This window comes from Streptomyces sp. NPDC041784, from assembly GCF_055591025.1.
Genome location: NZ_JBVJAB010000006.1, coordinates 375320 through 402084 on the forward strand (window position 1 = coordinate 375320; position 26765 = coordinate 402084).

The 26765-nt window shown below is 71.8% G+C and carries 22 protein-coding genes and 2 pseudogenes; 11 read left to right on the plus strand and 13 right to left on the minus strand.

Going from position 1 to position 26765, the window contains the following annotated elements; all coding sequences use genetic code 11:
• Positions 1 to 146 precede the first annotated feature (146 nt).
• Together ACZ6D7_RS16170 and ACZ6D7_RS16175 are read right to left on the minus strand one after the other, a co-directional pair.
• On the minus strand, positions 147 to 740 hold the full coding sequence (locus ACZ6D7_RS16170; RefSeq protein ID WP_469490555.1) for an HhH-GPD-type base excision DNA repair protein: 594 nt from the start codon (positions 738 to 740) through the stop codon (positions 147 to 149).
• A 24-nt stretch (positions 741 to 764) separates the two neighbouring features.
• Positions 765 to 1481, minus strand: coding sequence for a siderophore-interacting protein (locus tag ACZ6D7_RS16175; RefSeq protein WP_469490558.1), 717 nt, complete (start codon positions 1479 to 1481; stop codon positions 765 to 767).
• Between the two features lie 102 nt (positions 1482 to 1583).
• Between ACZ6D7_RS16175 and ACZ6D7_RS16180 the strand changes: the two genes are divergently transcribed.
• The 6 genes from ACZ6D7_RS16180 (at position 1584) to ACZ6D7_RS16205 (ending at position 8740) form a co-directional block, all read left to right on the plus strand.
• Positions 1584 to 3653 carry a penicillin acylase family protein gene (locus ACZ6D7_RS16180; protein ID WP_469490561.1) on the plus strand — a complete coding sequence of 690 codons (2070 nt, stop codon included), beginning with the start codon at positions 1584 to 1586 and terminating at the stop codon, positions 3651 to 3653.
• Positions 3646 to 4335 (plus strand): GNAT family N-acetyltransferase, encoded by a 690-nt coding sequence (locus tag ACZ6D7_RS16185; RefSeq protein ID WP_469490564.1) that lies wholly within the window; start codon positions 3646 to 3648, stop codon positions 4333 to 4335. Before ACZ6D7_RS16180 ends, ACZ6D7_RS16185 begins: the two co-directional genes overlap by 8 nt.
• The gene (locus ACZ6D7_RS16190; RefSeq protein ID WP_469490568.1) at positions 4332 to 4811 is read left to right on the plus strand and encodes a cupin domain-containing protein; all 480 of its coding nucleotides are present in this window, start codon (positions 4332 to 4334) and stop codon (positions 4809 to 4811) included. The genes ACZ6D7_RS16185 and ACZ6D7_RS16190 overlap by 4 nt, the downstream gene beginning before the upstream one ends.
• Positions 4808 to 5560, plus strand: coding sequence for an SDR family NAD(P)-dependent oxidoreductase (locus ACZ6D7_RS16195; RefSeq protein ID WP_469490571.1), 753 nt, complete (start codon positions 4808 to 4810; stop codon positions 5558 to 5560). The genes ACZ6D7_RS16190 and ACZ6D7_RS16195 overlap by 4 nt, the downstream gene beginning before the upstream one ends.
• A gap of 178 nt (positions 5561 to 5738) precedes the next feature.
• Positions 5739 to 7559, plus strand: a complete 1821-nt coding sequence (locus ACZ6D7_RS16200; RefSeq protein WP_469490574.1) for a copper resistance CopC/CopD family protein — start codon at positions 5739 to 5741, stop codon at positions 7557 to 7559.
• Positions 7560 to 7774: 215 nt separating this feature from the next.
• Entirely contained in the window at positions 7775 to 8740 is a 966-nt protein-coding gene (locus ACZ6D7_RS16205; RefSeq protein ID WP_469490578.1) for a DMT family transporter, read from the plus strand.
• A gap of 93 nt (positions 8741 to 8833) precedes the next feature.
• Here the strand turns inward: ACZ6D7_RS16205 and ACZ6D7_RS16210 are convergent, their stop codons facing one another.
• The 6 genes and pseudogenes from ACZ6D7_RS16210 to ACZ6D7_RS16235 form a co-directional block, all read right to left on the minus strand.
• Positions 8834 to 9112 (minus strand): hypothetical protein, encoded by a 279-nt coding sequence (locus tag ACZ6D7_RS16210; protein ID WP_469490581.1) that lies wholly within the window; start codon positions 9110 to 9112, stop codon positions 8834 to 8836.
• A 93-nt stretch (positions 9113 to 9205) separates the two neighbouring features.
• Positions 9206 to 10379 (minus strand): annotated as a pseudogene (locus tag ACZ6D7_RS16215) (serine hydrolase domain-containing protein).
• A gap of 72 nt (positions 10380 to 10451) precedes the next feature.
• Positions 10452 to 11216, minus strand: coding sequence for a hypothetical protein (locus tag ACZ6D7_RS16220; RefSeq protein WP_469490584.1), 765 nt, complete (start codon positions 11214 to 11216; stop codon positions 10452 to 10454).
• Positions 11213 to 12940 (minus strand): PHP domain-containing protein, encoded by a 1728-nt coding sequence (locus ACZ6D7_RS16225; RefSeq protein WP_469490587.1) that lies wholly within the window; start codon positions 12938 to 12940, stop codon positions 11213 to 11215. The genes ACZ6D7_RS16220 and ACZ6D7_RS16225 overlap by 4 nt, the downstream gene beginning before the upstream one ends.
• A 255-nt stretch (positions 12941 to 13195) precedes the next feature.
• Complete coding sequence (locus tag ACZ6D7_RS16230; protein ID WP_469490590.1) at positions 13196 to 13903, minus strand: AAA family ATPase; 708 nt, start codon at positions 13901 to 13903, stop codon at positions 13196 to 13198.
• 25 nt (positions 13904 to 13928) lie between these two features.
• On the minus strand, positions 13929 to 14507 hold the full coding sequence (locus tag ACZ6D7_RS16235; protein ID WP_469490593.1) for a TetR/AcrR family transcriptional regulator: 579 nt from the start codon (positions 14505 to 14507) through the stop codon (positions 13929 to 13931).
• Positions 14508 to 14591: 84 nt separating this feature from the next.
• On the opposite strand from ACZ6D7_RS16235, the gene ACZ6D7_RS16240 reads away from it, so the two are divergent.
• Positions 14592 to 15119: a GNAT family N-acetyltransferase gene (locus ACZ6D7_RS16240; protein WP_469490596.1), complete on the plus strand. Its 528-nt coding sequence runs from the start codon at positions 14592 to 14594 to the stop codon at positions 15117 to 15119.
• 89 nt (positions 15120 to 15208) lie between these two features.
• Here ACZ6D7_RS16240 and ACZ6D7_RS16245 read toward each other — a convergent pair whose 3' ends face one another.
• The gene (locus tag ACZ6D7_RS16245; RefSeq protein ID WP_469490598.1) at positions 15209 to 15817 is read right to left on the minus strand and encodes a WYL domain-containing protein; all 609 of its coding nucleotides are present in this window, start codon (positions 15815 to 15817) and stop codon (positions 15209 to 15211) included.
• A 606-nt stretch (positions 15818 to 16423) separates the two neighbouring features.
• Between ACZ6D7_RS16245 and ACZ6D7_RS16250 the strand changes: the two genes are divergently transcribed.
• Both ACZ6D7_RS16250 and ACZ6D7_RS16255 read left to right on the plus strand, forming a co-directional pair.
• Positions 16424 to 17065, plus strand: coding sequence for a DUF2637 domain-containing protein (locus ACZ6D7_RS16250; protein WP_469490602.1), 642 nt, complete (start codon positions 16424 to 16426; stop codon positions 17063 to 17065).
• A 93-nt stretch (positions 17066 to 17158) separates the two neighbouring features.
• Positions 17159 to 17432 (plus strand): annotated as a pseudogene (locus ACZ6D7_RS16255) (tyrosine-type recombinase/integrase); the annotation flags it as partial.
• 498 nt (positions 17433 to 17930) lie between these two features.
• On the opposite strand, the gene ACZ6D7_RS16260 reads toward ACZ6D7_RS16255, so the two are convergent.
• From ACZ6D7_RS16260 to ACZ6D7_RS16275, 4 genes are all read right to left on the minus strand, one after another.
• Positions 17931 to 18353: a PIN domain-containing protein gene (locus ACZ6D7_RS16260; RefSeq protein ID WP_469490607.1), complete on the minus strand. Its 423-nt coding sequence runs from the start codon at positions 18351 to 18353 to the stop codon at positions 17931 to 17933.
• Entirely contained in the window at positions 18350 to 18565 is a 216-nt protein-coding gene (locus tag ACZ6D7_RS16265; protein ID WP_466220200.1) for a type II toxin-antitoxin system VapB family antitoxin, read from the minus strand. The genes ACZ6D7_RS16260 and ACZ6D7_RS16265 overlap by 4 nt, the downstream gene beginning before the upstream one ends.
• A 102-nt stretch (positions 18566 to 18667) precedes the next feature.
• Positions 18668 to 21133 (minus strand): helicase-associated domain-containing protein, encoded by a 2466-nt coding sequence (locus tag ACZ6D7_RS16270; protein ID WP_469490611.1) that lies wholly within the window; start codon positions 21131 to 21133, stop codon positions 18668 to 18670.
• 711 nt (positions 21134 to 21844) lie between these two features.
• Positions 21845 to 23272 carry an aminotransferase-like domain-containing protein gene (locus ACZ6D7_RS16275; protein ID WP_469490613.1) on the minus strand — a complete coding sequence of 476 codons (1428 nt, stop codon included), beginning with the start codon at positions 23270 to 23272 and terminating at the stop codon, positions 21845 to 21847.
• Here ACZ6D7_RS16275 and ACZ6D7_RS16280 point away from each other — a divergent pair.
• Together ACZ6D7_RS16280 and ACZ6D7_RS16285 are read left to right on the plus strand one after the other, a co-directional pair.
• Positions 23271 to 24509, plus strand: a complete 1239-nt coding sequence (locus tag ACZ6D7_RS16280; RefSeq protein WP_469490615.1) for an aminotransferase class V-fold PLP-dependent enzyme — start codon at positions 23271 to 23273, stop codon at positions 24507 to 24509. The genes ACZ6D7_RS16275 and ACZ6D7_RS16280 overlap by 2 nt on opposite strands.
• A complete protein-coding gene (locus ACZ6D7_RS16285) occupies positions 24506 to 25822 on the plus strand; it encodes an MFS transporter (RefSeq protein ID WP_469490617.1) in 1317 nt (438 codons plus the stop codon). The genes ACZ6D7_RS16280 and ACZ6D7_RS16285 overlap by 4 nt, the downstream gene beginning before the upstream one ends.
• Positions 25823 to 26765: the final 943 nt, after the last annotated feature.

The following is a 26765-nucleotide window of genomic DNA, read 5'->3' on the forward strand; positions in this document are numbered from 1 at the left end:
GAAGCGCCCGGCCGTCACTCACGGCCGTCACCCACGGCCGTCACTCACGGCCGTCACCCACGGCCGTCACCCGCGGCGGGGCGCCCGGCCGGCACCCGCCGTCGACACCCGCCGCCGACAGCCCGCCGTCGGCGCCCGCCCTCGGCCTACTTCTTCGCGGCCTTGGCCGCCTTCGCTGCCGCCTTCATCTCCTGCTTGTGCGCCCGTACCTTCGTCAGGGACTCCGGGCCGGTGATGTCGGCGACCGAGCGGAAGGAGTGCTCCTCGCCGTAGGCGCCGGCCGCCTCCCGCCAGCCGGTGGGCCGTACGCCGAGCTGCTTGCCCAGCAGGGCCAGGAAGATCTGTGCCTTCTGCTTGCCGAACCCGGGCAGCTCCTCGAGCCGCTTCAGCAGCTCCTTGCCGGTCCCGACGCCCTCCCAGACGGCGCTCGCGTCACCGTCGTAGTGCTCGACGAGGTACTGGCACAGCTGCTGGATGCGCTGGGCCATGGACCCGGGGTAGCGGTGCACGGCCGGCTTGTCGGAGAGCAGCGCGGAGAAGGCCTCCGGGTCCCGGGCGGCGATCTCGGCCGCGTCGAGGTCGTCGGTGCCGAGCCGGTCGGCGATCGTGCGGGGCCCCTTGAACGCCCACTCCATCGGGACCTGCTGGTCCAGCAGCATCCCCACCAGCGCGGCGAGCGGGGAGCGGCCGAGGAGTTCGTCGGCCTCGGGGTCCTGGGCGAGGTGCAGGGTGACGTCCATGGGTCGATGATCCCGCCTGGCGGGTCAGCTCGCGCGCCAGTACCCGAGCGCGTGCAGCCGGTCCTTGGGAACGCCCAGCTCCTTGCGGACGTACGCCGACAGTGTCCGGGTGGTCCGCGTGTCGCAGGCGATCCAGACGTACGGGTGCTCGGTGGCCGTCAGCAGGGCGGGCAGCTCGGCCTTCACCCGGTCGACCAACTCCGCCCGGGGCACGTGGCGTGTCTCGTGCCGGTCCGGGTCCGTGTGGAAGGGCAGGCCGTCCGCCTCGCCCTCGAACCAGATCGTGGCCGGCGCGGAGCCCAGCGCGCCCTCGGCGAGCAGGGAGTTGATGGCGGGCAGCGAGGCCGGGTCGCCGATCGCGAGGACGTGCGAGGGGGCGGGGGCGGGCTCCTCGAAGCCGGTGCCCTGGACGGTCGCCTCGATGGTGTCGCCGGGCTTCGCGGTCCGCGCCCAGTCGCTGGCCGCGCCCTCGTGCAGGGCGAACTCCAGCGAGAAGGTGCCGGCCGCCGGGTCTGGGTCGACCAGGGTGTACGCCCGCTGGTGCGGCTTGCCCGCGTCGGTGAACCACAGCCGCACCCACATCGTCGGGTGGACCCCGGCCGCGGCGAGCAGTCCGCCGTCGGTGAGGTGCACCCGCCGGAACGCGTCGGTGACGTCCTCGGCCCCCGTGACGGTGAGCGTGAAGTCCTTCGCCCGCATCAACCTGAGGACCGCGCCCTCCCAGCCCCTCCCCTGCGCCATGGCTTCTTCACCTCTCGCGTACGATTCCTGCACCGATTGATTAGGTAAGGCTAACCTAAAGCACGGTACAGCCGCACAGCAGAGGGACAGAGGGGCCACAGCGTGACGACCGAGATCCACAGAGACGCGTGGGGCATCCCGCACCTGCGCGCCGACGACGCCCCCGCTCTCGCCCGTGCCCAGGGCCTGGTCACCGCCCGCGACCGCGCCTGGCAGCTGGAGGTGGAACGGCACCGCGCGCAGGGCACCTCCGCGTCGTTCCTCGGCCCGGAGGCCGTGCCCTGGGACGTGTTCGCCCGCCGCGTCCGGCTCGACGACACCGCCCGCCGCTGCTTCGACCGGCTGGCGCGCGAGGAGCCGGAGACCGCCGACTGGGTGCGCGCCTACGTCGACGGCGTCAACGAAGGCCTGGCCGAGGGGACGGCGGTCACCCCCGAGTTCCGGCGGACCGGCCTCGCCCCCGGCCGCTGGGAGCCCTGGACCCCGCTCGCCGTCTGGCTCTCCACCCACATCCTGTTCGCCGGGTTCCCCGCCAAGCTCTGGCGCGAGGAGGCCGCCCGGCACCTCGGCCCCGAGGCGGTCGGCCTGTTCGCCACCGACGGCCCCGCCACCTCCGGCAGCAACGGCTGGCTGGTGAGCGGCGAACGCACCGTCACCGGACAGGCCGTCATCGCCGGCGACCCGCACCGCTTCGTCGAGGACCCCGGCGTCTACCAGCAGATCCGCCTGGCCTGCGACGAGTTCGACGTCGTCGGGCTCGCCGTGCCCGGCGTCCCCGGCATCGCCCACTTCGGCCACACCGGCACCGTCGCCTGGGCCATCACCAACGCCATGGCCGACTACCAGGACCTCTACCGCGAACGGCTGCGCCGCACCGGCGCCGGCGTCGAGGCCCTCGGCCCGGACGGCACCTGGCGGCGGGTCGCCCGGCACACCGAACTCGTCCGCGTGGCCGGCGAGGAGGCCGTCGAGGTCGAGGTCCTGGAGACCGAGCGCGGCCCGGTGATCGCCGGCGGCCCCGAGGGCCTGGACGACGGCACCCCGCTCGCCCTCGCCCTGCGCTACCCGCCCCGCGTCACCGCCGACCTGGGCTTCCAGGCCCTGCTCCCCCTCCTGCGCGCCCGCCGGGTCGCCGATGTCGACGCCGCCTTCGACGCCTGGGCCGAGCCGGTCAACGTCGTCCAGGCCGCCGACACCGAGGGCGGTCTGCTGCACCGGGTCGCCGGCCGGGTGCCCGTGCGCGCCGCGGCCAACGGCACCCGGCTGGTGCCCGCCTGGGAGCCCGGCCACGAGTGGACCGGCTGGCACGCGATGCCCCGCGCCGGCCTCACCGACGGGATCGCCGTGATGGCCAACCAGCGGGGCCCGGCCGCCCCGCTCGGCGTCGAGTTCGCCCCGCCGCACCGCGCCGACCGCATCCGGGCCCTGCTGGCCGCCGAGGACACCTGGTCCGCGGCCGGCATGCCCGCGATCCACACCGACACCCATCTCGCCTCCGCCGCGCCCCTGCTGGACCACCTGGCCGCCCTCGACGGCCTCACCGGCCCGGCCGCCGACCTGCGCGCCCGCCTGCTGTCCTGGGACCGCCGGATGGACGCCGACAGCCAGGAGGCGTACCGGTACGCGGCCGTCCGCAGCGCGCTCGTCCGCCGGCTCGCCGCCCACCCGGCCTTCGCCGCCCTGACCACCCCGCCCGGCTACCCCGAGGTCTTCCTGCCCTGGCTGGCCCTCGTCCCGCGCATCGGCTTCGCCCTCGAACACCTGCTGCGCGCCGAGGAGCTGTACGGCGTCGACCGGCCGGCGCTCGTCCGGGAAGCCCTGGAGGAGGCCGCCGCACAGCCCGCCGCCCGCTGGGGCGACTCCCACCGCCTCGCCCCCTGGCGGGCCCTGCCCGACCCCGCGTACCAGGGCCCCGCGCTCTCCGGCGACCACGACTGCGTGCTGTGCACCTCGGCCGTGCCCGGCTGGACCGACCTCGCCGCGCGCGGCCCCGCCGCCCGGTACGTCTGGGACCTGGCCCGCCGCGAGGACAGTCTGTGGGTCGTCCCGTACGGCGCCTCGGGCCTGACCGACAGCCCCCACCACCACGACCAGCTGCCCCTCTGGCTCAAGGGCGAGCTGGCCCCGGTCGTCACCGACTGGACGCAGCTGACCAAGGAGAGCGATGTCTGACCGCCCCGTCCACCCGGTCGCCCACCCGGACACCGACCCGGGCACCGAACCGGGCACCGAACCGGGCACCCACCCGGACACCCACTCGTACGTCCGCTCGTACGTCCATGAGCAGCGCGTCGACGGCTTCGGCACCGTCGGCATCCGGCCCCTCGACGCCGAGGGCGACGCCGACGTCGTCCACGGCTGGGTGCGCGAGGAACGGGCCGCGTTCTGGGGCATGAACGGCCTGACCCGGGACCAGGTCGCCGAGATCTACGCCCACATGGCCGGCCTCGACACCCACCACGCCTACCTGGCCGAGCTGGACGGCACCCCGGTCGCCCTGCTCCAGACCTACGAGCCCGCCGAGGACCGGGTCGGCGAGGTCTACGAGGTCGAGCCCGGCGACATCGGCGTACACCTGCTCCTCGCGCCCGCGGACGAGCGGGGCGGGCGGTCCGGCTGGTCGTCCGCGCTGATGGGGACCCTCGCGTCGTACGTGCTGCTGGGCCTGGACCGGCGGCGGGTCGTCGTGGACCCCGACGTGCGCAACGAGAAGGCGATCGCGCGGTTCGCCCGGCAGGGCTTCGAGGAGGGGCCGCGGGTCACGCTGCCCGAGATCGACCTGCCGGACGTGTACCTGCCCGAGAAGAAGGCCCAACTGGCGTTCCTGCGGCGGGAGGTAGCCTTCCCCGGGTGACTCCTGCGATCACCCCGGAAGACCTCGTCGGTCACTACGGCCTGGAGCCGATCCCCCGCGAGGGCGGCCTGTTCCGCCGTACCTGGGCGGGGCCCGAAGGGCCGGACGGCCGTCCGGCCGGCTCCGCGATCGTCGCGCTGCTCACCGCCGACGACTACTCGGCCCTGCACCGCCTGCCCGCCGACGAGGTCTGGCACCACTACCTCGGCGACCCGCTGGAACTCCTCCTCCTCGCCCCCGACGGCACCTCCCGCACCGCGGTGCTCGGCCCCGACCTGCGCGGCGGACAGCACCCGCAGTTCACGGTCCCCGCCCGCACGTGGATGGGGGCGCGGTCCCGGGGCGCCTGGAGCTTCTTCGGCTGCACGATGGCCCCCGGATTCACCTACGGGGACTACGAACACGGGGAGGCGGACCGGCTGACGGCGCGTTATCCGGACCGGGCCGCCCTGATCGCGCGACTGTGCCGTCCATGACCTTGCTGGCGGGCCGCACGGCCCTGATCACGGGCGCGGGCGGCGGCATCGGACGCGGTATCGCGCTGCGGTTCGCCCAGGAGGGCGCGGCAGTCGCCCTGCACTGCCGTACCGCGGTGGCGGCGGCCGAGGCGCTCGCCCGGGAGATCGGCCCCCGGGCGCTCGTGCTGCCGGGCGCCGACCTGACCGTCGAGGAGGAGTGCCGGCGGCTGGTGGCCGAGGCCGCCGAGTGGGGCGGCGGACGGCTCGACGCGCTGGTGAACAACGCGGGCGTGCAGCCGGTCCGGGAGCTGCCCGGGATGCCGGCGGCGGACTGGCGGACGGTCGTCGACACCAACCTGACCAGCGTGTTCGCCTGCACCCAGGCGGCGGCCGAGGTGATGCGGGAGCACGGCGGGACGATCACCCACATCGCCTCCGTGGAGGCCCGGATGCCGGCCCCGGGACACGCCCACTACGCCGCCGCCAAGGCCGCGGTGGTGATGCACGCCCGCGCGGCCGCCCAGGAGTACGGGCGCTACGGCATCCGCGTCAACACGGTCTCGCCCGGCCTCATCGAACGGGACGGCCTCGCCCAGGCCTGGCCGGAGGGGGTGCGGCGGTGGCGGGAGGCGGTCGCGGTCGGCCGGCTGGGCCGCCCGGAGGACGTCGGCGACGCCTGCGTTTTCCTCGCCTCGCCCCTCGCCTCCTGGGTGACCGGTCACGACCTGGTGGTGGACGGCGGGGTGTCGGCGCGGCCCACGTGGTGAACCCGACGCGGTCCTGAGCTGGACGCCGTGACCGGCCGGATGCTGGGGTGAACCGCATGGCGTATGCATCCGTACGTACCCCCGAGCACGCGAGTCTCGAGCAAGACGGAGCGGTGACGTGAGCGAAGGGCGCGATGGCGGACGACGGAGCAGTGGGCGGCGAGGACTTCAAGGGCTGGTGCTGCTGGGCACCGTGCTGGTCCTGCTCCTCCTCGGCAGCGGACCGGCCTCGGCGCACGCGGCCCTCAGCAGCACCGACCCCGCCGACGGAAGCGTCGTCAAGTCGTCCCCCCGCGGCATCACCCTCACCTTCACCGAATCCGTAGGGCTGCTCGACGACTCCTTCCGCGTCCTGGACCCCGACAACCAGCGGGTGCGGACGGGGAAGTCGGGGCACGTGGAGGGCCGTTCGGACACCGTGACGGTCGCCCTCCCCGAGAAGCTGGGCACCGGCACGTTCACGGTGGCCTGGCGGGTGGTGTCCGAGGACAGCCACCCGGTATCCGGCGCGTTCACCTTCTCCGTCGGCGAGCCCTCCGCGACCCGGGCCGTCCTGCCCTCCACCGCCACCGAGAATCCGGTCACCGACGGCCTCTACAACATCGGCCGCGACCTCGCGTACATCGGCGCCGCCCTGCTCATCGGCACGGCGGCCTTCGTCGCGATCTGCCGCCCGCCGGACCGCCGCCCGCTGCGCGTGCCGCTGCTCGCGGGCGGCTGGGCGCTGGCCGGATCGACGGTCTTCCTCCTCGCCCTGCGCGGCCCCTACGAGGCCGGCACCGGCCCCGCCGACCTGTTCGACCCGTCCGGCCTGACCAGGACCCTCGGCAGCCGCCCCGGCCTGGCCCTGCTGGCCCGCCTCGCCCTGCTGGCGGCGGCCGCCGTCCTCCTGGTGCGGCAGAGCAGGCGCGCACAGCCGTCCCGGGCCGCCCTCGCCACCGGCGGCGCGCTCGCCGTCGGCCTCGCGCTGACCTGGGCCGCCGCCGAACACGCGTCGGCCGGCATTCAGGTGCCGGCCGCGATGACCTCCTCGGTGCTGCACCTGCTGGCCATGGCCCTCTGGCTGGGCGGCCTTTCGGCCCTGCTGATCCTGCTGCACCGCGCCTCCGTGCCGTCCACCGTGGTCACCCGCTTCTCCCGGCTGGCCGGCGCCTCGGTGAGCGTCCTCGTCGTGACCGGCGTCTACCAGTCCTGGCGCGGCCTCGGCTCCTGGTCGGCGCTGACGGACACGACGTACGGACGGCTCCTGCTCGCCAAGCTGGCCGCGGTGGCGCTGCTGCTGGCGGCGGGCGCGTGGTCGCGGCGGACGCTGCGGCAGGGGACGGCCGTGCGGGTGGCGACCCGTGTACGGGAGCCGGTGGCCGCCCTCGTGGGCGGCTCGTCGGGTATGGCGGTGTCCCTCCCGGCCACGGAACCGGAACAGGAACCGGAGTCGGAAAGGGAATCGAAAAGGGAGCGGGAACCGGTCGCCTCGGATGGCGACGCGCCCCGGCCGGCCGTCCCGGCCGGGGACGCCCGGCGCCGGGCGCTGCGCCGTTCGGTCCTCGCCGAGGTCGCCGTGTCCGTCGTCGTGCTGCTGCTGACGACGATCCTGACGGGCACCCTGCCCGGCCGGGCGGCCGCCGAGGCGGCCGCCGCGGAACAGACCGCCGGACTGCCCGTCGCCTCGGTCACCGTCATTCCCTTCGACGCCGGCCGGGGCGTCCGCGGCAAGGTCCAGGTCACCCTCGACCCGGGCCGGGTCGGCGCCAACGCCGTACAGGCCGTGGTCTACGGCCCCGACGGCGGGTTCGTCAGCATCCCCGAACTCCGGCTGTCCTTCACCCTGCCGAGCCAGGACATCGGCCCGCTCGACGCCAAGCTCGTCGACCGCGGCGGCTACTGGGCCTCCGACGACCTCAACCTGCCCATCCCCGGCACCTGGGAGATGAAGGCGACCGTCCGCGTGTCGGACGTCGACCAGGTGAGCGAGACGCAGCCGGTGGAGATCGTCCGCTGAGCGGACGACGGGCCCCCGATGGGGCCCGGGTAGGTAACCTCATGGGGTGAACACCTACTGGCACGTCGTTCTCCCGCCTCTCTGCGCCTGACCGGGCGCAGACACCGGCGGTGTGATCCCCGCCCCCTACCGGCCCATGTCCGGGTCAGGGGGTTCTGTCGTGCGCCCGTTTCGGATCGATTCCCAGACGATGCGACGACGGAAAGTTCACGACTGTGCCGAACCGCACCTCTCCCCTCTCTCCCGCGCGCCCGACGACGCCCGTCGGCACGCGGCCTTCCCGCACCACCGGCCTCCTCGGCGGCCCCGCCCCCATCCTGATCGCGGCCGTCATGTGGGGTACGACGGGTACGGCCGGCTCCCTGGCCCCGGCCGGTGCGCCGGCGGCGGCCATCGGCTGCGCCGGTCTCACCCTCGGCGGCCTCCTGCTGTTCCTCACGGCGCGGGGTGCCCGCTCCCTGCCCGCCCGCTGCACCCGGCGTGAGCGGTGGCTGCTCGTCATGGGCGCGCTCGCCGTGGCCGGTTATCCGGTCACCTACTACCCTGCGGTGGCCCGCACCGGCGTGGCCGTGGCCACCGTGATCGCGCTCGGCAGCGCCCCGGTCTTCGCCGGCCTGCTGTCCTGGCTCACCGGCCGGGCCCGGCCCACGGCCCGCTGGACCGCGGCGACCGCGGCGGCGGTGCTGGGCTGCACCCTGCTGGTCCTGGGTCCTGAGCTGTCCGGCCGGTCCACCCCGATGGACCTGACGGGCGTGGCGCTCGCCGCCTGCGGCGGCCTCTCCTACGCCGTCTACTCACACATCGGCGGCCGGCTCATCACCCACGGGCACTCCTCCGGCGCGGTGATGGGCGTGCTGTTCGGCGCGGCCGGGCTGCTCGTCCTGCCGTTGGTCCTGCTCACGGGCCCGCACTGGCTGACGACGGGCCGCGGCGGGGCGGTGGCCGTCTACCTCGCCGTCTTCACCGTCTTCCTGGCCTACCGGCTCTTCGGACACGGCCTGCGCCGCACACCCGCGTCGGTCGCCACGTCCCTGACCCTGGCGGAACCCGCCGTGGCGGCGGTCCTGGGCGTCACCCTCCTCGACGAACGCCTCCCCCTGCCCTCCTGGTCCGGCCTGGCGATCCTCACCCTGTCCCTGATCCTCCTGACCTTCCCGACCCGGGAGGCTCGGGCTGCCTAGCCGCGTGCGCTCAGCCGCTCGCCCCGGCCGCGTGGCCCTGCTCCTGGTACGACGTTCGGGCCAGGAGGAGGGGCCGGGTCGGCCGGTGGTGGGCTACAGGCCGCGGAGGGCCTCGTGGAAGTCGGCGTAGGCGCTCCAGCAGGTGATGCTGCCGTCGGCGTTCAGGGTGCCCATGTACCAGTCGTCGTCATCGAAGGCCTTCACCAGGCAGAGATCGTGGAAGCCCAGGACGATCTCGGGGCGGAGCCACTCGTCCCACACCGGCCGGCCCGTCACCGTGCGGTCGGTGTCGAGGGGGATCGCCTCCCGGTCGCCGGAGACCTCGCGGATCTCGTCCAGGGTCCAGCCCGCCGGCAGTCGTCCGTTCGCCATCCGCCGATCATGACAGCCACCGCGCCGGCCGGTCCACGGTCGGGTCGGGCTCTGCCGGGATCCGGCCGGTCACGGGGGAGCGGACGTGGTCCGTCAGGTCAGTGACCTTCGTACCGCCTCGACCAGGGACGCCGCACGAGGGTCGTCGGGGGTTTCGACGATGTGGTTCATCACGTAGGCGAAGGCGATGCCGTGGTCCGGGTCGGCGAAGGCGAGGGAGCCGCCGCGGCCGGCGTGGCCGAAGGAGCCCGGTCCGGTCATCGGGTTCGTCTCCGTGGGCAGCATGTACCCGGAGCCGAACCGGCTGGGGATCAGCATCACCCGGTCCGTCCCGGCGGCCTGTTCCCGGGCCGCCGCCGCGACGGTGTCGGGGGCGAGCAGCCGTACGCCGTCCACCTCGCCGATCAGCGCCGTGTACATACCGGCCAGCCCGTGTGCGGTGCCGATGCCGTTGGAGGCCGGCATTTCCGCGGCCTGCACCTCGGGCGAGTCGAAGTCGATCTCGGCCGGGTCGGTGACCGTGAACGCCCGGTTGCTGAGCGAGTCCGGGTCGCGCAGGGCGGCGACCAGTTCGCGGAACTCCGGGGGGATCGACTCCGGAGGCAGGGTGGTGAGGTCGACCTCCGGCTGCCGGTACACCATCCGGCTGACCCGGTCGCGTTCCCCGGCCGGCAGGCCGATGAAGAAGTCCAGCCCCAGGGGCGCGGCGATCTCCTCGGCGACGAAACGGCCCGGCGTGCGGCCCGACACCCGGCGGATCACCTCTCCGACCAGCCAGCCGAAGGTCCGGCCGTGATAGCCGTGCGCCGTGCCCGGCGTCCACTGCGGACGCTGGGCGGCCAGTGCGGACACCATCGGCTGCCAGGCCAACGCCTCCTTCAGCGGCACCGGTTCGTCCAGCGCGACGAGGCCGGCCCGGTGGGACAGCAGCTGGCGCACCGGGATCTCCGCCTTGCCCTGTGCGGCGAACTCCGGCCAGTGGTCCGCCACCGGCGCGTCCAGGTCCAGCGCGCCGCGCTGGGCCAGCAGATGGGCCGCGGTGGCGGTCACCCCCTTGGTCGCCGAGTAGACCAGTTGCAGGGTGTCCCGCGTCCACGGACGGCCGGTCCCGGTGTCGGCGACCCCGCCCCACAGGTCCACCACCGGTCGGCCGTGGTGGTAGACGCACACCGCCGCGCCGATGTCCCCGTGCCGGTCGAAAATTCGCCACGAACGCCTCGTGCACCCGTTCTGACCCGGCCGCGGTCTCACCCTCGATCGTCGTCATGCCGCCCATCCTGGCACCCGGGCCCCTGCGCCGAATGTCCCGCGATCCCTCATCCAAGGGCGGGCGCCGCCGTCAGACGTGATCGGCGCAGCAGGGCGTCGGGTTGGGGACTTCGAACGGCGCGAGCGCGCCGCCCGCCGCCGGGACGAGGGCGAGGGTCAGACGTCCGGCCCGCCATTCGGGCCGTACGTGGTCGCGGGTGAGGACGGGCGTCGCGGGGTCGGGTCCGGGCGCCGCCGTCGCACCTGCGGTGCCTGCGGTGCCTGCGGTGCCTGTGGTGCCTGTGGTGCCTGTGGTGCTCGCCGCCCTGCCCGCCGTGCCCGCCGTGCCCGCCGTGCCCGCCGTGCCTGCCGTGCCTGCCGTGCCTGCCGTGCCCGCCGTGCCCGCCGCGCCGACCACCACGAGCCGTTCGACGGCGGTCAGGGCGAGCAGGTCCGCGACGGTGACCGTGCCCGTGAGGCGGTCGACCCCCGGATAGAGCACGGCCCGCCCACCCTCGCGCCGGGCGTGTTCCCCGGCCGCCAGCGCCGCCGCGCATACCGCCGGTGCGGGGCCGTACACCCGCTCGGCCAGCACCGCACCCGCGCCCAGCTCCGCCAGCGCGTCGATCCGCGTCCACACCGCCCCGGCCGCACCGGCGTCGGGCAGGGCGAGGGAGACGGCCGTACCCCTGCGCTCGTCGGTGCGGATCAGGTGCGTGCAGGCGACCGTGCCCGGCGGGAGGCCGAGCCGGTCCACCAGGTCGTGGACCAGGTGATCGGCCTCCCGCAGGCTCGCCGTCCCGGCGTCCACCCCGATCACGGAGCGGACGCCGGACGTGTCGTACGCGGTGCTCATGCGGGCAGGACCCACATGGGGTTGGAGTAGAACCACAAGTCCTTCCACGGGTCCGCGTCGCCGATGACGTCCATCGCGGGACCCGCCGGGTCGACGGCCGCACCGTGGATGCCGACGGCCGTACGGTTGCCGTCGGTGCCGCGCAGCCGGACGTAGAACGGCTTGTCGGCCCGGCCGAGCGCGTAGGTCAGCCGCACCGAGCCGGTGGACCTGTTCACCTCGAAGGACTTCACGACCTTGGTGTTCGGCGTGGTGAAGACGTCCTTGTCGGCGACCGGACCGGTGACGGCGCCCTGGATGACGTCCACGCGGGCCAGGACCGGCACGAACTGGGACCAGTTGGGGCCGTTGGCCAGGCTGATCTCGATGACCAGGTCGACCTGGGCGCCGCGCCGGACGTGCAGCGAGTCGCCCAGCGTCACCGCGCGGCCGCCGGAGCGCAGCTGGGCGTCGAGGCCGCTGATGAGACCGCCGTGGTCGACCCAGACGCGGCCGGCGCGGATGCCGTCCATGACGGCCTTGTAGGAGAACGAGGCCGCGCCGACGTGCGTCCGGCTGTACTGACCGGGCCAGAAGTCGGTGTCACCGAGGCTCAGACCGCCGCCGTAGACCGGGTCCGGGTACCGGCCGTCGGCCTTGAAGTCGCCGCCCGGACCGCGTACGGCGGAGTCGGCGTGGACGTTGTGGGAGTCGGAGTTCGCGGTGATCCACCAGGGCTTGCCCTCGGCGAGCAGGCTGTCCCACAGGCCGCCGACGGTGGAGGTCATCCAGTCGAAGCCGCCCCAGGTGCGGTAGCTCTCCAGCGGGTAGGCGGCGAAGGAGTCGGCGCCGGGGCTGTTGTCGTAGATGCCGCGCGCGTCGCCGGGGCCGGTCGGGGCGGGCAGGCCGCCGGCCTGGTGACCGGGGGCGCCCTCCATGCCGACGGCGATCCTGGGCTGGGCGTCGCGCCAGCCACGGATCTCGTGCGGGGAGTCGATGCCCTTGCGGGCCGGGTGGTTGGCGAGGAACAGGGCGTCCTTCACCTTGCGGCGCTGGACCTGCTCGGCGAGGAAGTTGAGGCCCGCGATGGCGAGCGCCTCGTTCGCCGGCGTGCTGCTGCTCGCCTTCTTCACCGAGCCGTCGAAGGAGGTTTCGAACTCCTTGAGGACGGCCACCTCGTTCTTGCCGGGGTGCACGAAGACCGTGCCGTGCTCGGCGGCCGGGATGTTCCACTCCAGGCCCTGGAAGACCAGCGTGTCGTCGATCTTGTCCCGGGCGGCGACGATGTCCGGGTTGACCTTCTCCACACCGATCTTGGCGTGCGTCTCGCTGCCGTGGTCGGTGATGACCATCCAGTCCAGACCGTGCGCGTTGGCCTGCCGCACGTGGTCGATGACCCGGTATTTGCCGTCGGAGCTGTACTGCGTGTGGATGTGGTGGTCACCGGCCAGCCACAGGAAGCCGCCGGCGCGGTCGCCGTACGAGCCGTACGAGCCGGACGAGCCCGTCGAGGTGGGGACCGCGGCCGCGGCCTGCCCCGACCCGGCGAGGACGCTTCCGGCCGCGAGGCCCGCGCCCAGCAGACCGGTGCGGCGCAGCATGGAGCGCCGCGACAGCTGGCTGGGGGTCAGCTCCTCGTCGGGCACCGACAGGTCGAGGGCGAGCGGGAGGGAGGTGGCGTCACCGCCGCCGTCGTGGTGGTGGTGATGGTGATGACCGTGCTCATGACTGTGACCATGACTCATGCTCAACTCCCGTGGGCGGCAAGGACGTACACGCTGGGGACGTGCAGATTCTGAGAAGTCCGCATGAACGACGGGGGTCCGAGCGGTGGGGGGACGCCGAACGGCTGATGTGGGGTGAGGGCGGAGGGGCGGAGGGGCGGAGGGGGACAGAGGGGTGAGTGGGGTAGATGTAGATGGGGTGAGGGGGGTGCTGGTGCCTGGAGTGGTGCTTGTGGTGCGGCGACGGATGGTCGAAGGGGGTGGGTGGTGCGCCCGTCAGTCCAGGACGTGCCGCAGATAGGCCTGCGGGTCGGCGAGGTAGCGGCGCCAGTGGTCGACCAGGGCGAGTTCGCCCCAGGCCACCCGGCGCATGCCGTGGTCGCCGACCTCGACGATGTCCGCACCGGGCAGCGCGGTCAGCAGCGGGGAGTGCGTGGCGCAGATGACCTGGCCGCCGCGCTTCACCAACTGGTCGATGTGGCCGAGCAGTTCGAGGCAGGAGGTGAACGACAGCGCCGCCTCCGGCTCGTCCATCACATACAGGCCGGGCTGGAGGAACTTCCCCCGGAACGCCGCGAGGAACCCCTCGCCGTGACTGACCGAGTCCGGTGCGAACCCCTCCCGGTCCAGCGCGTCCAGCGCGGTCTCCGCACGCAGGAAGAAGCCCTTGCGGGCGGACCAGCTGCCCAGCATGGACCGCCCGCGCGGCGCCGCGTCGAAGCGGATCCGCTCGCCCAGTACGGACTTGGGGCGGTGGCTGGCGTAGCGCCAGTCGTGCGAGCCGCCCCAGGAGTCCAGGCCGAAGCCCTCGGCGAGCGCCTCGACCAGGGTCGACTTGCCCGAGCCGTTCTCACCGACCAGATAGGTCACCGGCGCGGTGAAGCGCAGCCCGTCCGCCACGAGCCCGCGCACACAGGGCACGGACCAGGGCCATTCCCCCGCGTCGGGCGAGGCGACATGCGCGTACGCGCGTTCGACGATCACCTTCCGAGTCTCCCTGTCCGCCGTCTCAGCCGCGCAGCAGGGCGAGCTGCCGCTGGACGGCGGCGGTGACCCGGGGCACGTCGTCCGTGGCGAGGAGGTCGAGCAGGGCGCCCCGCAGGACCGCCAGCGCCAGGGTGCGACGGGTGGAGCCGTCCTCGCCGTCCCGCTCGGCGCGCGGCTGGCAGGCGGCGAGGACGTCGAGCCAGTCGTCCACGGTGGCGCGGGCGAAGCCGGCCCAGGCGCCGTCGGGTTCGACGAGGGAGCGGGCGTACGCCTCCGCCCACAGCCGCAGCAGCGGGCGGTGTTCGTCGGCGGCGAGCCATGTCCAGACCTGGTCGACCGCCGGGACCAGACCGACGGGGTGGTCGGCCCGCCTCAGGCGGTCCAGGAGCGCCAGCTCGTCGGTGCGGGCCCGTTCCAGCAGCGCCCGCACCAGCCCGTCCTTGTTGCCGAACAGGAACATCAGCACCCGGGTGCTGGATCCGACGGCCTCGGCCAGCGGGCGCAGCGACAGGTCGGCGAGACCGTGGGTGAGCGCGTACCGGTAGGCGGCCTCCAGCAGTTCGACCTGCCGCGCGGACGGGGTTGCCGTTCTCGGGGACATGGACCTAGCCTAAATCCACTGACACGAACGTGTCAGTAGCGTTGGGTAGTCGATACGAGACGGAAAGGGAGGGAGGGGAAGGGCATGTCCTCCGACGCCCCCCGGCGGCACGTCGTCGTGCGCCGCGCCGACCGTCCGGGCGACCTGGGCTGGGTCGTGATGGCCCACGGCGAGATCTACGAGCGGCAGTTCGGCTGGGACACCCGGTTCGAGGCCCTGGTGGCCGGGATCGTCGCCGACTACGGCACCCGGCACGACCCGGCCGTGGAGGCGGGCTGGATCGCCGAGGTCGACGGCGAGCGCGCGGGCTGCGTCTTCCTGGTCGCCGACGACCGGCCGGGGGTGGCCAGGCTGCGCATCCTGCTCGTCACCCCGGCCGCCCGGGGTCTCGGCCTCGGCACCCGTCTCGTCGAGGACTGCCTGACCTTCGCCCGCGAGGCCGGCTACCGGCAGGTGACGCTGTGGACCAACGACGTCCTGGTGTCCGCGCGCAAGATCTACGAGAGCTTCGGCTTCACCCTCGCCGACGAGGAACCCCACCACAGCTTCGGCCACGATCTCGTCGGCCAGAACTGGACCCTCGACCTGCGCGACGCCACCACGGCGGACTGAGGACGAACGGGCTTCCGGCCAGGGCGACGACGACTTCAGCGAACGGCGGTCTCCGTCCGGGGGTGCGGGCCGGCTCTGGGACGGCTCCCTCAGTCGGGCATGACGCTCATGACACTGTGGATGCGGGAGAGGGTGAAAACGCGCTCGGCGTCCCGCAGGTGACACCAGCCTTCGAGGTAGGGCGGGTCGAGCAGGAGGCGGCTGAGGGTGCGCACGGTCCGGTTGCCCGAGGTGGCGACGTACTCGACGGTGATGGCCTGACCGGCATCGATGGCATGCGCGAGGATGGCATGCGCGAGCTGGCGGACGTCGCTGTACGGCAGGTGCTTCGCCCATCCTGCGACGATCTCCTCGGTGTCCGTGGCGAAGGGCGGTCCCTCCGTGGAACGGCGCGGGGCCGGGAAGCATGGGCGGGGTTGCCAGCAGTCGGGTCGCCAAGGAGTCCGGGTCGACGGCGACCGTGCGCCGCAGACGGTCCTGCCAACTCCCCCACCGAACGCGGTCCCGGAGGGGACGCGGCGTCCTTCCGCGTCCCGAGCACGCGTGCCAGACGAGAGGCGTCGAGGCTGCCCAGCCATGTCGCCGGCGTCGATCGGGACAAGGATGGCGTATCCCGTGATCCGAGGGTGCCGCTTGAGGGCAGGTTCCCCCTTGGCGGGCGTCGCACCACCGGGGCACCTCCGGGATTCCTCACCCATGTCTACTGGCGGCGAATCCTATTTACTACTCAAGGGGAATTGAGAAGACAAACCGCTCGACTCATAACGTGCGGAGTGAGGCGCGGATTACATTAATTAAGAAACGCTCTCATCAACGTTTCCCCACGTCAGGGTCACTCTTTTGCCGCGCATCTGGAGGAGAGGGAGCGGCGTTAGCGGGATATGACGAAAGCAAGGTCCCATGGCTTGCCTCACCGCGGCACGGGGAAGGATGAACTGCCTGCGACCCGTGATGTGACAGCGGGGAAATACACTTACCTGCCCGGTGTGGCACGCCCAACGCTTGAGTCGCGTAGCACCTTGCACGGGGGCGGCGCGCGGGTCGACGTCCAGGTTACCGAGTCACTGCTCCGCGAGTTCCTTGTGCTGCTGGAGGCGGTCCAGGAGGAACTCAATCAGCGGTGGAACGACCAGGAAGAGTCCGGCTGTCACGCGGGCCACGCGTGACGGGGGCGGAAATCCATGAATCACGACTATGCAGATCCCTCCTTTGCGCGGCGTGAATGGTATTCCGACGCATACACGTACGGGTCGGGTACTGGCTGGCACGGAAGTCCTGTCGACGCCGTGCACTCAGGGGTTCCCATGGCACCCCCCGACTCGGGCTGGGACCCGGTCGAGGAACTCGCCTACCTCTTGCAGGAGGCTGTTCCGCCGGAGCAGGCGGCCGTGCCGCCACCCCGCAGCGAGTCGCCCTCCGGCGTCGACTTCACCGACCCGATGGAGAACCTGGCGCAGATCACCGCCCAGCTGCCGCCCATCCGACGCTCTGCTGGGCATCGGAAGAATCGAGCCCGAAAACTCCGGCTCAAGTGGTTGCAGACCGGCAGCTTCGTCATCGTCGCCTTCGTTTCCGTCATCGTGGCGATGGTCAGCGTCTTCGGCGGCATGGTGGCCTACGGGCCTCTGCAGAACATCTCGTCCGGCGCGGAGAGCGGGATGATTCCTCAGTGGCCTCTTCTCGTGTACGGCCCCTGGATGGTGGCCTCTCTCTCCATCCTGCGAACCGCCTTGCATCAGCGCCGGGCTCTGCACTCATGGTTCATCGTTCTGCTGTTTTCCTCCGTCGCGATGATGCTGTGCGTAGCTCAGGCCGACAAGACCTTCACCGGTATCGCCGGAGCCGCCCTCCCCGCGCTCGCGTCCCTGGCATGCTTTCAGCAACTCGTCCGACAAATCACATTGACTCTGCCACCGAGAACAGGGTCGTCCCGTCACCGCCAGTAGCGCCACTCCCTCACGCTTGCAGGGCTGGAGCGGGGCGGAGACGGGAGCGAGCCGCCGAGACGGTCCCCTTCGCAAGAACCGGCCGCGCCCCAAGTACTCAAGATCTTCCGGCAGCACCAGGAAGCCCAGAAACGGGAGCGGATCGTGGCCGGTGCCGACTGGGAGGGCAAGGGGTACGTCTTCGCGTCGCCGACCGCGGCGCAGCCACGGCGGGCCGCTGAGCCCGAGCACCGACTTCCACATCTGGAAGCGGCTGCTTCGGGACGCCGGCGTACGAGACGGCCGCCTCCATGACGCTCGCCACACCGCAGCGACTGTGCTCCTCATCCTCGGCGTCCCGGACCAGGTAGGCGACACGCTCCGGGGTGTCGTCTGACACCCCGGAGGGCTGCTGGTGCCTGTGTGCGGCTCAGTTGGTCGCGAGGATCAGGCTCAGTGCCAACAGGGCGAGCCCCGCCACGGCTACGACGCTGCCGACGAGCTTGAAGAACCCGGGGCCGAGGCTCCAGGTGTCTGCGAGGCTCAGGTTGCCCGTGAGCCGGCCCCGCAGCTCCAGAGCGGCCCGTCGGCGCGCCGGCGTTGCGTCTACGGCACCGCGCAGGTTGAAGGCCCACCTCGCTCCGATGAAGACGGCTGTGGCCCCAGGGCTGCGAGGAAGATCAGGACCCCTGTCGGGTCGGATGAGGCTGCGGCCGATGGGATGGTGATCATGGACATGGCACGCAGCATCCTAGGCGGCTGAACCGGATGTCACCGGATCGGTGAAGTGCGGGAGGGCTCTGACCTGCGGTGCGGCTGTGGCGGGTGGGGCTCCTGAACGGTGCTGTACGGAGGCGAATGCAACCGGAACTGCAACCACGCCCGCCTATTTGCCGCTCTCCGGGCCGTACCACTGGAGAGCCTGGCCGGTCACTGCCGCGATGCAGGCGAAGTCGTGGTCGCGGTGCAGGAGGGTGAGCCCTTGCAGCTCAGCCGTCGCGGCGAGGACGAGATCCACCGCACCCGCACTGCGATGCTTTCCCTGCTTGGTGAGAGCTTTCTGGACCTGCCGGGCGCGGTCGTAGGCGCGGTCGTCGACGGGAACCCAACCGAAGATCAGTCGCATGTCCTCGATGCCGCGCGCCCTGTCGGCAGCCGACCGGGCGCTGTAGAAGAACTCAAGCTCGGTGATCGGGCAGGTGGCGATGAGTCCGGCGGCTGCCGCCTGGTCCCAGCCGTACTGCTCCGCGTCCTCGCGCATGAACCGGGCGAGCGCGCTGGTGTCGATCAGGAACTGGGCCGCGTTCACCGGCGGTAGTTCCCCTTGTCCTCGAACAGCTCCAGATCGAATGCGCCGTCCCCGGCCGCGGCCCGCAGCCGGGCGAGAGCCAGGGCGCGACGCCGACTCTCCAGCACCTCGCGAAGAGCGGTGTTGACTGTCTCCTTCTTGGTGCTCGTCCCGAGGGCTTTAGCCACGTCCGCGACCAGGTCGTCGTCCAGGTCGATAACCGTCCGACTCACGAGTGCCTCCTTGATATCAAATATGGGGTCAAGTATATCTCGCGAGGTGTCCCGCGAGGTGGCATATTCGGGCATCCGGGTACCCGGCCCGGCCGCCGAGCCCTACGCGGGCATCACGCTATGGATGCGGGAGAGAGTGAAGACGCGTTCCGCTTCGCGCAGGTGGCACCAGGCGTCGAGGTAGGGCGGGTCGAGTTCCAGGTCGCTGAGGGTGCGTACGGTCCGGTTGCCCGAGGTGGCGATGTACTCGACCGTGATCGCCGCACCGGTGTCGATGGCATGGGCGACCTGGCGGATGTCGCTGTACGACAGGTGCTTCGCGTATCCGGCGACGATCTCCTCGGTGTCCGTCGCGAAAGGCACCCCGCTGCCGAACGGGTCGGGTTCCGATGGGGGTCCCCCCGATCGAGCGAAGCCGAGAGTGGGGGACGTCGGCGGGGTCTTGAGCAGCCGGTCGGCCAGGACGTCCATCCCGGCGTCGGTGGGCATGTCCGAGGCGCGGGTTGCGGTGGTCCGGGGGCCGCGCCGCCCGACGTTCCTTCGCGGGGGAGGGACGGCAGCGGCGGCCCTCTGAGGCACGCGCTTTTCGATGCGTACCGTTCCCCCGGCGGTCTCGGCGACCGGGGCGTAGCCCGCAGCACGGAGCGCGGCGAGAGTCGTCGCGGGTGGGCTGCCGCTGACCAGGACCGTCGGGGCGAGCTGCCGCAGGGCGAGCTTGGACAGTGCGCGGTGGGCGGCGAGTTCGGCGAGGAGCGCGGGTTCGTCGCCGTGGATGACACAGGCCGCGGGGGCGATGCGCACCCGTCCGTGACCTCGTGCGGTGTCGGCGATGAGATAGGTCAGCGGCTGTGGCAGGGCCGTGGCGGAGCCGGCTGCCAGGTCGGCTGTGATGTCGTCCGGGGTGCGGCCGGCGTCCAGGGCCCGGCGGATGCTGCCGGCGCTGAAGCGCCATACCGACGCCGTGCCACTGGTCTCCCGGTCGGCCATCGAATCCAGCAGCGCCGCGAGTCGCGCGGACGGGGTGCCGGTGACGACGGCGGTGAGGTCGGCGCCGATCCGGGCCGTCGTGGTCGCGGGGGGCAGCAGCCGCCGGGCCGTGCTGTCGAGCTCTTCGTCGGCGTGGGCCGCAAGGTGGGCACCGAGTGGGGATAGCGCACCCCGTGCCAGCACGCCCAGCAGTTCGCCTTCGCGGATCACGGTGCTGAACGGTGCCGTGTCCTCGGGCGAGGCGTCGTCGGCGAGCGGACGGTGCCAGGCCACGAGTGGCCCCAGCTCCGAAGCGACCTTCACACCCTGTCCTGCCGGGAGCCCCGCTGCCGCGGTGAGCAGCCCGTGGCGGGCCTGCAGACAGCCGCCGCAGTCTGGCGCACCGGCGAGCGCGGGAAGCGCCTTGTTGTCCTCGTCGCGCGCCCGGGTGGGGGTGAGCGGCAGGTCCCGCCATGCCCGGAGCAGTACGGCGAGTTGTTGTGCGGGCTCCTGCTCGGCCCAGGCGTCGTACGCCTCGGTGGGAGGTACGCGATCGCCGTCGCGGGCCAGCAGTCCGGCGGCGTACGCGGTCTCCAGGGCGATGCGTACGACGGCGTCGTCCGCTTGGGCGGCCTTGCCGAGCCGGGCCAGTTCACGCGCGCCGATCCCGCCCGACTTCAGCCGGGTCGGTGGAGCGGTCGCGCACGCCGAAAGGACGGAGGCGGCCTGGGCCGCGAACGCGGTGGCGGCCACCGCGGCCTCCCGCTCCACCTCCAAGGAGGTGATGGGCACCAACTGTGCGACGGGCGGCAGAGGTTCGAACGGAGCGTGCCAATCGGTGCCCCGCAGAGCCAAGGCCACCTCGACCGGCATCCGGACGGGCCCGTACCGGTGACGGTCCTGGAGCAGAAGCCCGCGGTCGAGTGCCCATCGGGCGCCTGGTCGGAGGTCGCGGCCAGGAGCCCCGAACACGTCGAACAGTGACTGACGCGGCGTGGACCTGGCGCTCTGCTCAAGCAACTTCCGTGTGGCCGCCGGTGCCCCCGCCACCAACGCGGCGACCCGTTCCGCGTCACTGTGATGCTCCACCAGAGCCGCGAGTCGCTGCTGCTTGGTGCCGGGTGGCTTGATCCCCAGGATCGCCAGCATGCCGCGCAGTTCCTCCGAGGTGGTGCCGGCCAGCAGCTCTTCCAGCGGGGCGTCAAGTCCCAGGGGCGTGCTCCACGCCTGCCGCAAGGGCGTAGGCATGCGGAGTGCCTCGTTGCCGTCGTGCCACACGAGCGCCCGATCCGACAGCGCCTCCAGGGTCGCGTCCAGCGCGTGTACCGCCGCAGGGGATGTCGAGCCGAGCAACTCCGCGAGGCTGTCCCGGGTCGCTCGTGCTCCCAGGGCTGCCAGCGCCTCGGCGGCCTGCAAGCACGGCAGCGTGAGTTGCCGCAGGACGAGTGCCACGGACCCCGGACGTTGGAGACGGTCCGCCAGTTCCCCCACCGAGCGTGGTTCCGGAGAGGAGGCTGCGTCCTTCCGCATGGCGAGTACGCGTGCCAGGCGGGAACCGTCGAGTTCGCTCAGCCAAGTCGCAAGCGTCGATCGGGACTTCATGAGCGTGCACCTCGACAGACCGGGAACGTCACAGGGCGGGCCGAAGCTGCTTCGGCGCCAAAGTCAAGGATGGCGCAGTTCCATGATCCGCGGATGCGGTACGAAGACAGAGTCCGGGGCACCTCTCCGCCGCGGGCCCAGCCCGACGAGACGAGCCGACGACAGTAGAAGATCTGGTTACCCGCTCGGTGAAATATCCTTAATGGGAGGATGTAAATGCAACCAAAACTGCAACCAGCGCACGGCGAAGAGCCGAGCCGCGATTGCGGCTCGGCTCTTCGTTTCGCCTGTTCAGGCGGCTGCGGAGGATACGAGATTCGAACTCGTGAGGGGTTGCCCCCAACACGCTTTCCAAATGTTCGTACGGCCGTCCGGCGGCGGCCGTGCCCGTCCTGACCTGCGGCGGAGAGTGTGTGGTTGGCTCACGCGGACGCTGCTGGACGGTGGCGAATGAGACCAGGACTGAGACCAGGAATGAGACCAGGGCGGCGACCCTCCGGGCGAGCATTGACCCGCCGGGCGCCCTGATCGCTGCCATCGCCATCGCGAACGGCTGGACCGTGGGGAGCCGGAACATCAAGTATCTGGCCCGGACAGGCGCGCTCACGCTGAACCCATGGGGGTACGAGACATAGGCGCGCTAGTGTCGGGCTGCTCGGTTCGCACGTCCACTGCGACTCGGCCCCCGGAGGCCGATGCTCATCGTGCGCCTCACTCCTTCCCAGGGCCGAGATCCGCAAGCGCGGCTCCCAGCCGACGCACACCTTCGGTCAGCTCGGCAAGGTCGGCTGTGGCAGCGAACCCGATACGCAGGTGAGCCGCTGGTGGCTCGGTGGCGAAGTAGCGGCTGCCGGCGCTCACGGCGACGCCGCGTTGCCGGGCGGCGCTCGTCAGTACGGTGTCGTCCACGCCGGGCGGCAGGCGAACCCACAGGTGGAGTCCGCCTGTGGGCAGCGCGGGCAAGGCCGTGCCAGGGATGTCCTGGGCGACCGCGGCGGCCAGCACGGCGCAGCGCTCCCTGAGCGCCGCGCCGAGAGACCGGACGTGCCGGTCCCAGGACGGGGAACTGAGCACCTCCAGCGCGGCCTCTTGGAGCGGGCGGGTGACGAAGAAGTCGTCGATCAGGCGCACCGCCCGCATGCGCTCCATCACCGGCCCGCGGGCCACCAGCGCCCCGATCCGCAGGCTCGGTGCCGCGGGCTTGGTGAGTGAGGTCACGTAGACGACTGTGCCGTCGCGGTCGTCGGCCACCAGTGGCCGCGGTACGGGGCCGCCATGTCCCAGGTTTCGCGCGAAATCGTCCTCGATCACGAAGGCGCCCGAAGCGCGGGCCACATCGAGGATCTGGCGGCGCCGTTCGGACGCCAGCACGGTGCCGGTCGGGTTCTGGAAGGTCGGCTGGCAGTACAGCAGTCGCGCGCCGGTCATCGCGAACGCGTCCGCCAGCATGTCGGGCCGGACGCCGTCGGCGTCGAGTGGTACCGGAACCGGCCGCAAACCCGCGGCGCGGGCGGCGGCCAGGGCCCGGGGATAGGTGGGTGACTCCACCAGGACCGGGCTGCCGGGCCCGGCGATGGCCCGGAACGCGATCGACAGGGCGCTCTGCCCCCCGGCGGTGACCAGCACGTCCTCCGGCGCCACGCTGCCGCCGACGAACCGGGCGAACACGGTGCGCAGCGCCATCAGGCCGCCGGCCGGGGCACGGTCCCAGGCGTCCGGACGGCGTGCCGCCCGCGCCAGCGCCGCGCTCAGGGCCCGGATGGGCTGGAGCGAGCGGTGCACATAGCCGCCGTCCATGGTGATCGTCCCGGCCGGCGGCGGGCCGAGCGGGTCGGCGATCAAGTGGGTGTCGACGGCGCGGTCGGTGAGGGCGACCGTCTGCCAGGCTGCGTCGGTGGCAGCGGCATTGGCTCCGTCGTGGAGCCGGGTGCGCTGCGCCACGTACGTCCCACTGCCCGGACGGGTCACCACCGCGCCCTCGGCGGCCAGTGCGGCGATCGCCCGCGCCACGGTCGCAGGGCCGACCCGGTACTCCTTGATCAGCTCCCGGCTGCTCGGCAGCCGGTCGCCGGGCGAAAGACGGGAGAGCAGCGTACGGAGACTGTCGGCCAACTCGCCAGAAGTGCTACCGTCATTCATGAGAGATAAGAATAGCGCTATTGGGTCTGCTCCGGAAGCACTTCAGCTGGACGTCGCCGCCCTGCGGGCCGACACCCCGGGGTGTCGCCAGGTCATCCACTTCAACAACGCGGGCTGCGGCCTGCTGGCAGCCCCGGTCCTCGACGCGATGGTCGGCCATCTGCACCTCGAGGCGCGGATCGGTGGTTACGAGGCGTCGGCCGCCCGAGCCGCCGAAGTCCGCGAGTTCTACACAGAGATCGCCGCCCTCATCAACACCACGCCCGACAACATCGCCTTCGCCGGCAGCGCCACCCACGCCTACGCCAACGCGCTGTCGTCGATCCCGTTCGAGGCCGACGACGTCATCCTCACCACCCGCGACGACTTCGTCTCCAACCAGATCGCCTTCCTGTCCCTGCGCAAGCGATTCGGCGTACGCATCCTCCACGCGCCCGACACACCCGAGGGCGGGGTCGATGTGGAGGCGATGGCCGCGCTGATGCGGATCCACCGCCCGCGCCTGGTGTCCGCCACCCATGTCCCCACCAACTCGGGCCTGGTCTCGCCGGTTGCCGAAATCGGCCGTCACTGCCGCGAGTTGGACCTGCTCTACCTGGTCGACGCCTGCCAGTCGGTGGGCCAGTTCGTCATCGACGTGGAAGAGATCGGCTGCGACCTCCTCACCGCCACCTGCCGCAAATTCCTCCGTGGCCCGCGCGGCTCCGGATTCCTGTACGTCTCCGATCGCGTCCTGCGTGCGGGCTACGAACCACTGTTCATCGATATGCACGGTGCCCGCTGGACCGAGCCGGGCGGCTACGAGCCTGTCGGGACGGCGGCCCGGTTCGAGGAGTGGGAGTTCCCATACGCCACGGTGCTCGGCAGCGCCGCCGCGACGCGCTATGCCCGCAAGGTCGGCATCGAGGCCATCGAGCAGCGCACACCGGCGCTCGCGGCCCGACTGCGCGACCGGCTCGAACCCCTCCCCGGGGTGCGCGTGCTCGACCGCGGCCCGCGTCTTGCCGCGCTCGTCACCGTCGGCGTGGAGGGGTGGCAGCCGCAGCCGTTCAAGGCAGCCATGGACGCCCGCGGCGTCAACTCGGCACTCAGTTTCCGTGAGTTCGCGCAGTTCGACTTCGGGGCAAAGGGCGTCGAATGGTGCCTGCGCCTGTCGCCGCACTATTACAACACCGAGGAGGAGGTGGACCACGTCGCCGACGCGGTCGCGGACCTCGCCGGCCAGGGACGGCGATGACCGCCGCGCAGACACGCACCGTAGAACCGTCCAAGGAAAGCCTCTGGCGCAACGGCGACTTCCTCAAGTTCTGGCTCGGCGAGACACTCTCGCTCCTCGGCACCCAGGTCACCAACCTCGCCCTGCCGCTGACCGCAATCATCGCCTTCAACGCCACTGACGAGCAGGTCGGTGTCCTGCGCTTCCTGCAACTCGTCCCGTACCTCGGTCTCGCCCTGGTCTTCGGGGTGTGGGTGGACCGGGCCCGGCGGCGTAGGATCATGCTCGGCGCCAACCTCGTCCGGATGATCCTGCTGGCGCTCGTACCCGTCCTGTACTGGACGGACGCGCTCAGCATGGTCTCGCTTCTTGTGATCGCCTGCGCCGTCGGCGTCGCCTCGGTGCTGTTCGACGTGAGCTGGATGTCGTACGTACCCACTCTCGTACGCGACCCCGAGCACTATGTCGAAGCCGGCGCCAAGATGGGGATGAGCTCATCGGCGGCCGATGTGGCAGGGCCCGGACTCGCGGGTGTCCTGGTCGGCGCCCTGACCGCGCCTGTGGCGCTGATCGTCGACGCGTTCTCCTATCTGGTGTCCCTGATCTCACTGCTGCTCATCCGCACGCCCGAGTCCCGCCCCGAACCGTATGCCGCACGACGGCACCTGCCGACCGAACTCCGGGACGGCCTGCGCTGGGTGCTGAAGAACCCGGTCCTGCGGTCGCTGGCCCTGATCGGGTTCTGCTGCAACTTCTCCATGATCACCGTGTGGACGATGTTCCTGCTGTACGGAACACGCGACCTGCACCTCGACTCGACGACCCTCGGCGGCATCTTCGCCACCGCCTCCGTGGGCGGACTGATCGGCGCAGCGATCTCCCGGAAGGTCATCCGGCGCTTCCGGCTCGGGCTGGTCTACCTCGTCGCCCAGTCGGTCCTTCTCACCGGCCCGATGCTGATCGTCCTGGCCACCGGCCCCCGGCCGGTGATGGTGGGGATGTTCGTCCTCTCCTTCTTCGCCACCTACCTCGGACTCGGCGTCGCCGGCGTCATCATCGTCAGCCTGCGCCAGGCCAGCACCCCGCAGTCGATGATGGGCCGGATGACGGCGGTCTTCCGCACCCTGCTGTTCGGCGGCGGCGCACTCGGCGGCCTGTTCGCGGGCCTGCTGTCCGGACGGATCGGCGCCCAGGGCGCATTGACCGCGGCGGCGATCGGGTCCGCCGCCGTGGTGATCGCGCTTGTCCTGTCCCCGGTGAGCCGACTCCGTGGCCTGCCAAGGGCACCCGAAGAACCCGTCACGGCGGCAGCGGACGGGCAGACCACGGCCTGAGACCACGCACGTCGAAGGGCCCCACCGTTCACGGTGGGGCCCTTCGACATCGTGCCCGGTGAGGCACTGGCGGAGGATACGAGATTCGAACTCGTGAGGGGTTGCCCCCAACACGCTTTCCAACTGTGGTGGTGGGGTCTTGGGCGTCGTTCGGGGCCGTTCACCAGAGTTCATGGGCGGTTGGCCACTGGCGTGGAGACGACTCCGGGTCTCGCCTGAACGACCGTGAACGGGGCTGAATGAGACGGAAACTGAGACGGTCACGACAGTGAGTGATGCACCAGGAAGGCCGCTACGAGAGAGGGTCGTCGCAGTACTGGGCCAGCAGAGCGATGGTGCCAGCACTCGCCGGGTCAGCGACCGCATCCAACTGTTCCTTGAACGTGGCTACGTCATCCGCCAGGGCCAGCGGCGCCAGAACCTCGGCCGACGACAGTCAGCCACGACGGCGGGCGCGCCGACTGATCAGGCGCGCGTGTGCCTCGCTGCACCCCCGCCGGCCTCAGCCACGCTGCCATGCCGTCGACCAGAGCAAGCCTCGTCGGCGGGAGCGTGGCGGTGAGACCTTGGGTGATGACTTCTTCGTCCTGAAGCAACTTGGGTGAGGACTCCGCCTTGGGCTGGTGTGGCACTCACCTGTGCTGATGGTCCGCAGACGTTTGCGTGCGTCCGCCGCTGCTCGTCGACATTCGGGGGGCTGGCTCCGTCTCATACACGTGACGGTTGCCTCCGAAGCATTCTTCGACGGGGGCGGGCGTGCCTGGGGGCAGCACAGGGAGGAACTGGGGTCGTGACTTGCCTGCCGATGATGATGACACCCATGATCTTTTCCATTCGGCTCAGGAGCAGTGCTGATAGCACCCCACGGGCCTCGGTAGCTGCCCTCATAGCAGCCCTCAGCTCCCTGACCCGATCGTCGTCCTGATGACCACCTCTGATGACG